Origin of the sequence: Pseudomonas sp. KCJK9058 (assembly GCF_046230975.1) — a bacterium.
GTDB lineage: Bacteria > Pseudomonadota > Gammaproteobacteria > Pseudomonadales > Pseudomonadaceae > Aquipseudomonas > Aquipseudomonas alloputida.
This window is the reverse complement of record NZ_JBJJLR010000090.1, coordinates 1-7580: the sequence shown is the minus strand read 5'-3', so window position 1 is coordinate 7580 and position 7580 is coordinate 1. Positions and strand designations below refer to the sequence as shown.

The following is a 7580-nucleotide window of genomic DNA, read 5'->3' as shown; positions in this document are numbered from 1 at the left end:
TTGGGGTACTACCTCAAAATCTTTGTGGGATTGCAGATTTATTAAGCTGCGTGACTGAGATGTTGCAGGATGTCTCAGTGGCGCGCATCGTAGGCCCTCTGGTTAATAATAATAAATATATTGTTATGATGCTTAGCATCACAGTTCGTTATGAATGCATCCCGCATGAAAGGTAGCACCCCTCAATGAACCTCAAGGCATTGCGCTGCTGTGTCGAAATCGTCCGGCAAGGCAGCTTCACCAAGGCCGCGCAGCACCTGCACATCGCCCAGCCCGCGCTGAGCATGGCCGTTACCCGGCTGGAAGAAGAACTGGGGGTAACCCTGTTCAACCGCACCACGCGCAAAGTGATCCTCACGGCAGAAGGCGAGCAGTTCTTGCCGCGCATTGCCTCTGCCCTGCGCGAAATGGACGTTGCCCGGCAAGAACTGCGCGACATGGCCGACCTCAAGCGCGGTGAGGTGCGCCTGGGTATCCCGCCGATGTTCGGCCTGCACTACGTCCCCGGGTTGATGAACGCCTTCCGCAAGTCGTACCCGGGCATTGCCATGACCGTGTTCGAAGGCAGTGCCGAAGACATTGGCCATCGCCTGGAGCAACGGGAAATCGACCTGGCGCTGCTGGAGTCCCGGCGTGTACCGCCCGACAAGGAGTCGATCCTGCTGGGCAGCGACGAGATGCTGGCGTGCATGCACCCGGATCACCCCTATGCCGGCAAGGCCTACCTCACCGCCGAAGACCTGCGCAATACCGACATGGTGGTGTTCGATCGCACCTTCGTTCAACGTCATCTTCTGGATGCGTTCTTCGCCGAACATGGCATCACTTACCAGGTGGCGCTACAGAGCAACTTCGTCTCGCTGGTGGTGCAGGCCGCGCTGGACAACATGGGGGTGGCGACCCTGCTGCGCTCGGTGCAGCAACGCACGCCAGGCATCGTCGGCGTGCCGTTCCGGCCAGCACAGCAGATGAGTTTCCGGTTGTGCTGGCGCTCGGGGGAATACCTGTCGCTGGCCAGCAAGCGGTTCATCGATTTTGCTGCACAGACGCATTACCTGGAGCGGTGAGTACCAGTCTTCTGGGCGAGATGAGCAATCACCTGCTCCGCGGCACGCCCCAGGCAGCCTTTGAAAAAGTGATTGGCACCGGCGTATACCGACACTGCCCGTTGTTCAGGGCCAGCCCATTGCAGCAGGTTGGCCAGCGGTGCCATTTCATCCTGTTCACCATGGAGTAACAGGCAATCCCCAGGCAGCGGCAATGGCTCGTAATAGCGCCCTCCCGGTACATCCCCCACCGGCAGCCCCATCAATGCGACTGCCTGCAACTGCCCTTCCAGCGCACAGGCAACCCGGGCGAACACGTAGGCCCCAAAGGAAAACCCGACCAGCGCTACCGGCAGCTCGGGCTGTTGCTGATTGAAGTGACGGATGACCGCGATGCAATCCTCGGCTTCACCGATTCCCTGGTCGTGCGTGCCTTGCGTCTGCCCCACCCCACGAAAGCTCGGCCGTACCACTTGCCAGCCGGCTGCACGCAGCTGCCGTGCCAGGGTCAGTGGCACGATATGCCGTGGGCTACCGCCCAGCAGCGGTTGCGGATGGCTGACCAGCACCAGCCCTTTGGGTGGTCCGTCGGGGTAGTCGATCAACAGCTCGATCTGGCCGACGGCCCCATCGATAAGCAGCGGGTTGCGCGGGGTATCTGACATTGCAGTTGTCCTTGTGAACCGAATGTGTGGCGCGTGTACTCACCGTTTGCCGAGGGTTGGCGCGTCACCGCCCGCAGTCTAAAAGAGCAGGCGTACTCGCTGCCACAGGATCCCGTCACTTCAGCCAGGGGCGTAGCAAGCGCGCCCGAACTGAGCAGGAAACGGGCTGCAACGTCGCGGAAGCCGGGGCAGCATCCTCGACGTTGCAGCAATCGATTGACTATTATCCCGCCTTGAACGTTTCAGCATGTTTCAATAGGGATACAAATGTCAGTCCAGGAACGCCCCCCGCTCCCCAGTAAACACACCGTCGCCAAGATGGAAGCCGCCATGGCACTGGGCAGCTTTGCCATCGGCACCGGCGAATTCGCCATCATGGGCCTGATGCCCGACATTGCCAGCAATTTGCAGTTGAGCGAGCCGCAGGTGGGCCATGCCATCAGCGCGTATGCGCTGGGGGTGATGGTTGGCGCACCGACACTGGCCATTCTCGGTGCCAAACTGTTGCGCAAGCACATGCTGCTGCTGTTGATGCTGCTGTATGCCGTGGGCAACCTGGCCACGGCCTTTGCCCCCTCGTTCGGTGGCCTGGTCACATTTCGTTTCATCAGCGGCCTGCCCCACGGCGCCTACTTCGGCATTGCCGCAGTGGTCGCCTCGAGCATGGTCGCCAAGGATCAGCGCGCGGGGGCGGTTGCCCGGGTAATGATGGGCCTGACCTTGGCCATGTTGCTCGGCAACCCGGTTGCCACCTTCCTGGGCCAGTACTTCGGTTGGCGTTCGGCATTCGTGCTGGTCGGCGCGATCGCCCTGTGCACCATCGCCCTGGTCTGGCGTTTCGTGCCCCAGCGCCACGACGAAACACGCAGCGACCCGCGCAAGGAGCTACAGGCCTTTGCCCTCCCACAGGTATGGATGGCGCTGGCCATCGCTTCGATCGGTTTTGCCGGCATGTTCTGCGTGTTCAGCTACCTGGCACCGACCATGCTGCACGTGACCCAGGTGTCGCCACAGTGGATTCCGTTTGGTCTGGCGGCGTTCGGCGTGGGCGGTATCGTCGGCAACATCGCTGGCGGCAAGCTGTTCGACCGCCTGCAGTTCCGCGCCGTGGGCTTGGTACTGATGTGGTCGGTCGCCGTGCTGCTGTTCTTTACCTTCGCCGCCCAGGCGCTGTGGAGCCTGCTGCTGGGCATCGGCCTGGTGGGCACCATGATCGCGCTGGCGGCACCGCTACAGATCCGCCTCATGGACATTGCCCATGAGGCACCTAGCCTGGCAGCGGCGTCGAACCATGCGGCGTTCAACCTGGCCAATGCCCTGGGGCCATGGCTGGGAGGCATGGCGATCACTGCCGGCATGGGCTGGACCAGCACCGGGTACATCGGCGCCGCGACTGCGCTGGTTGGCCTGGGCATCTACCTGGTGGCGCGGCGGATGAAAGGCGGGCATTGAAGCCGGCAGGGTCATAAAGGGTTACCCTACCCCTTTATGCACCCGCCACTGCCGAGTCATTCATGTTCGATTGGGAAGACCTGCGCCATTTCTCCGCCTTCAGCTCGGCCGGCTCGCTGTCGGCCGCTGCCAAGACCCTGGGTGTCGACCACGCCACCGTGGCCCGGCGCATCGCCTCGCTCGAAGCTTCGCTCAAGCTCAAGCTGGTCGACCGACGTCCCCGCGCCTATGCCCTCACCCACGAAGGCCAACGTGTTGCGGAACTCGCCGAGCAGATGGCCATGTCCTCGTTTGCCCTGGCGCATTTCGCCAGCGCCGGCCAACAGACAGTGGAAGGCGAAGTGGTGCTCTCGGCACCACCGGCGCTGCTGGGCAGCATCGTCGCCCGGCGCCTGGGCGAGCTGTACCAGCGCTACCCACAGCTGCGCCTGAAGCTGGTAGGCAGCAAATCCAAGGCATCCTTGGTCCGCCGCGAAGCTGACATCAGCATCGCCCTGGCCAGGCCGACAGAGCCAACTCTGGTGGTCAGCCTGCTGGGGCACCTGGATTACCGGCTGTATGCCTCGCCCGGTTACCTGGCCAGCGCAACGGTCAGGCGCTACATCGGCTACGACGAGTCTCAGGCCCGTTCCCCACAACAGCAATGGCTCAACCTCCAGGCCGGCCAGCAGCCGTTCGCATTGCACAGCAATGATCTGCGCATCCAGGCCCAAGCCTGTGCCGGCGGCATCGGCATCGCCTGCCTGCCCGCGTTCATGGCACAGGAACACGGTCTGAAAGAGGCAGGCAGCGCCCAACAGACAATGAGCATCGAAATCTGGCTGGCCGTGCATGAAGACGTGCGCGCCACGCCGCGGATCAAGGCGGTTACCGACTTCCTTCAGCAACAGGTGCGGCCGCTGCTACGCTTGTGAATTCTTGCAGATGGCGCATGCATCAATACGGAATTTTCGCCCAACCCTGCCAGCGTTAGGCTAACTCCATCACTCACGCCCTTGAAGGAGACGACGATGCAGTACGTAAAGCTGGGTAGCACTGGGCTGGACATTTCAAGGCTGTGCCTGGGCTGCATGACCTTCGGTGAACCCGACGCCGGCACTCATCCCTGGACCTTGGGCGAAGACGCCAGCCGGCCGATCATTCGCCATGCCGTCGAGCAAGGCATCAACTTCTTCGACACTGCCAACAGCTATTCCGCCGGCACCTCGGAAATCATCCTCGGCAAACTACTGAGGGAGTTTACCCGCCGCGAAGAAACCGTGATCGCCACCAAGGTGTTCTTCCCTGCCAACATGTGGGAAGGCGCCAGCCGGCCCAATGAGCAAGGCTTGTCACGCAAGGCGATCATGGCCAACATCGACGCCAGCCTCAGCCGCCTGGGCACAGACTACGTCGACCTTTACCAGATCCACCGCTGGGATTACCACACCCCCATCGAGGAAACCATGGAAGCTCTGCATGATGTGGTCAAGGCCGGCAAGGCGCGCTACATCGGTGCATCGTCGATGTATGCCTGGCAGTTCGCCAAGGCGCAGCAGGTAGCCGCCAACCATGGCTGGAGCCGCTTCGTGTCGATGCAGAACTACCTCAACCTGATCTACCGCGAAGAAGAGCGAGAGATGATCCCGCTGTGCCTGGATCAAGGCGTCGGCCTGATGCCCTGGAGCCCGATGGCGCGCGGCCGCCTGACACGACCGCATGGGCAGCAAACCCAACGCACGCGCACCGATGTGTCCGGGCAGTCGTTCTATGAAAAGACCGAGGTGGAGGACGGCCGGGTAATCGATGTGGTCGAGCAGATCGCCAGCGAACGGGGGGTGCCGATGGCCCAGGTTGCGCTGGCCTGGGTGCTGGGTAGGGCCGGCGTTAGCGCCCCTATCGTCGGCGCCTCGAAGCCCGCCCACCTGGACGATGCCCTGGGCGCACTGTCACTGCAGCTGAGCGAGGACGAGGTGGCGCGCTTGCAGGCCCCTTACGTTCCCCACGCGGTCACCGGCTTCAAGTAGCAATGGCTTGCGGCAGTTCGATGCGCACCCGCAAGCCCCCTGTGGCGGCGGCCAGCGCGGTGATGCTGCCACCGTGCAAGGCGATGGCACGCTGGGCGATCGCCAGCCCCAGGCCGAAGCCGTCGCTGCTGTCGGTGCCACGGTCGAACGGTTCGAAGATGCGCTGCAGGCGCGCCGGGTCGACGCCCGGGCCATGGTCGCTGACGCACACCTGCAACCATTGCCCACCTGGTGCCGGTGCGGCCTCCACCAATACCGCTGTGCCGGGCTTGGTGTAGCGCACGGCATTGCGGATGACGTTCTCGAAGGCCCGGTACAGGAGTTCTTCATGGCCATGCATGAGAAACGCGCCCTGAGCCAGCAAGGACACCTGGCACTGCTTCATGCCTGCCTCGAAACGGGCATCCTCGACGATCTGCGCCAGCAGTTCGACCACATCCACGCTGGCGAAGTCGCTGTTGCCTTGACGGGACTGGGCACGGGCCAGGGTCAGCAGTTGCTCAATCAGGTCGTCCATGCGTCGCGACTCGCGCTCGACCCGCTCCAGCATGTCGGGCCGGTCAGGTTGCTGGCGCATCAGGCCGATGGCGGCATGCATGCGGGTAAGCGGTGAGCGCAGCTCATGGGAAATATCATGCAGCAGGTTCTGCTGGGCCTGCACCAGGGCCTTGAGCTGGCCGGCCATGCGGTCACAGTCCTCGGCCAGGTCGACGATTTCGTCACGGCGCTTGCCCAGCCGCGGCCTGACCCGCACATCGAAACGGCCTTGGGCAACCTGGCCCATGGCCTCGCGCAGCCAGGTCAGCGGCCGGGTCAGGTAAAAGCTGCACAACAGCGCGAACAGCGCGCTCATCACCGCCCCTGTCACAAACGGGCCAAGGTTGCGTGGGCGCGGTGCCATACCGACACGGGTGGCCACCGAAGCGCGCAGCACCAGCGGGCGGCCGTCACGGTCGAGCAGTGCCTGCTCGAAACGCGCCACGTGCACCGTTTGGCCAGCCAGCAAGCGGCCTTGATCGTCGTAAAGGCCTACTTGCACATCCTGCGGCTGTGGCGACACGTCCAGCAACTGGCGGCCGGCCCGCTCGCCATGCCGTTCGAGCAATTGCAGCTCGGTGGCCAGCAGCGAACGCAGCCCGGGTGTATCGCCGCGCAGCTCATTGAGCATGAAGGCCCCCGCCCCCACCAGGAAGGTCAGGGTGTTGGCCAGCCAGAACGCCAGGAACAGCTTCCAGAACAGACGCCGGCGCATCATTCGACGATCAGCATGTAGCCCATGCCGCGCACGCTCTGGATCCAGCTGCTGCCATCGGCACGCGGGCCAAGTTTTTGCCGGATGCTGCTGACGTGCACGTCGATGCGTCGGTCATAACGGGTCAGCGGCCGGCCCAGGGCATTGAGCGACAGGTCCTGCTTGCTGACCAGCTGACCGGCCTGGCGCGCCAGGGCTTCGAGCAGGCTGAACTCGGAGCCGGTCAGTTCCAGCGTGGCTGCGCCCCAGCGTGCCTCGCGCCGCCCCGGCCACATTTTCAATGCACCGCTGCGTACCTGTTCAGGTACCTCGGGCGCGCTGGTTTCACCCTTCAGGTGTGGCTGCACGCGGCGCAGTATCGCCCGCAGGCGCGCCACCAGCTCGCCAGGAGAGCTGGGCTTGGGTACATAGTCGTCGGCACCCAGCTCCAGGCCGGCGATGCGGTCGATGTTGTCGCCACGGGCCGTCAGCAGCAGTACCGGCACCTGGCTGCGCGCGCGCACGCGGCGTAACACTTCGATGCCCGAAATGCCGGGCAGCATGACGTCCAGCACCACCACCTGGAAGTCACCGGACAACGCCTGGGTCTCGCCTTCTTCGCCGGTGTCCACGGCCGTTGCCTGGAAGCCTTCGCGCGCCAGGTACAAAGAGAGCATTTCGGTCAGTTCGCGGTCGTCGTCGACCAGCAGCACAGGGATCATCAGGGCCAGATATCGCAATTGCAGGGGGGGTAATGATCGCCCTACGCCCCGGCACTGTCACCGCCGGCCGGTCGGACTTTACACATCTTTACCCTCGGCTAACCGCGCCGTACACAGCCCGCCCGTATCCTCATCGCCCGCTGCTTGCGGGTTGCCCGCGCTCGCCTCCCTCCAAATCCGCTTGTCTGGAACCCCCGATGAACTACCCGCGCCTGTTGCTCTCCATCCTGCTGCTGAAAGCCACGCTGGCCCAGGCCTCACCGTTCAGGATCGCCGACATTCGCGTCAACGGCCTGCAGCGGGTTTCCGCTGGCAGTGTGTTCGGTGCCTTGCCGCTGAACGTTGGCGACCAGGCCGACGACCGCCGCCTGGTGGACTCGACGCGTTCCTTGTTCAAGACCGGGTTCTTCCAGGACATCCAGTTGAGCCGCGATGGCAATGTGCTGATCATCAACGTG

The 7580-nt window shown here is 63.6% G+C and carries 7 protein-coding genes and 1 pseudogene; 5 read left to right on the top strand and 3 right to left on the bottom strand.

The window, feature by feature from the left end; genetic code table 11:
• Positions 1–185: 185 nt before the first annotated feature.
• A complete protein-coding gene (locus ACK59Z_RS25570; RefSeq protein ID WP_004374921.1) occupies positions 186–1067 on the top strand; it encodes a LysR family transcriptional regulator in 882 nt (293 codons plus the stop codon).
• On the opposite strand, the gene ACK59Z_RS25565 is transcribed toward ACK59Z_RS25570, so the two are convergent.
• Positions 1052–1711 (bottom strand): alpha/beta hydrolase, encoded by a 660-nt coding sequence (locus ACK59Z_RS25565; protein ID WP_004576841.1) that lies wholly within the window; start codon positions 1709–1711, stop codon positions 1052–1054. The genes ACK59Z_RS25570 and ACK59Z_RS25565 overlap by 16 nt on opposite strands.
• A 267-nt stretch (positions 1712–1978) precedes the next feature.
• Here ACK59Z_RS25565 and ACK59Z_RS25560 point away from each other — a divergent pair, with 267 nt between their 5' ends.
• From ACK59Z_RS25560 to ACK59Z_RS25550, 3 genes are all read left to right on the top strand, one after another.
• Positions 1979–3163 (top strand): MFS transporter, encoded by a 1185-nt coding sequence (locus ACK59Z_RS25560; RefSeq protein ID WP_033725485.1) that lies wholly within the window; start codon positions 1979–1981, stop codon positions 3161–3163.
• 62 nt (positions 3164–3225) lie between these two features.
• Positions 3226–4077 carry a LysR family transcriptional regulator gene (locus ACK59Z_RS25555; RefSeq protein WP_004374928.1) on the top strand — a complete coding sequence of 284 codons (852 nt, stop codon included), beginning with the start codon at positions 3226–3228 and terminating at the stop codon, positions 4075–4077.
• A gap of 96 nt (positions 4078–4173) precedes the next feature.
• Positions 4174–5169, top strand: a complete 996-nt coding sequence (locus tag ACK59Z_RS25550; RefSeq protein WP_010954243.1) for an aldo/keto reductase — start codon at positions 4174–4176, stop codon at positions 5167–5169.
• Here the strand turns inward: ACK59Z_RS25550 and ACK59Z_RS25545 are convergent.
• Entirely contained in the window at positions 5162–6424 is a 1263-nt protein-coding gene (locus ACK59Z_RS25545; RefSeq protein WP_004374932.1) for an ATP-binding protein, read from the bottom strand. The two genes, ACK59Z_RS25550 and ACK59Z_RS25545, sit on opposite strands and share 8 nt — an antisense overlap.
• Complete coding sequence (locus tag ACK59Z_RS25540) at positions 6421–7122, bottom strand: response regulator transcription factor (protein WP_108192049.1); 702 nt, start codon at positions 7120–7122, stop codon at positions 6421–6423. The genes ACK59Z_RS25545 and ACK59Z_RS25540 overlap by 4 nt, the downstream gene beginning before the upstream one ends.
• 197 nt (positions 7123–7319) lie before the next feature.
• Here ACK59Z_RS25540 and ACK59Z_RS25535 point away from each other — a divergent pair.
• Positions 7320–7580, top strand: a pseudogene (locus tag ACK59Z_RS25535) (outer membrane assembly protein); the annotation flags it as partial.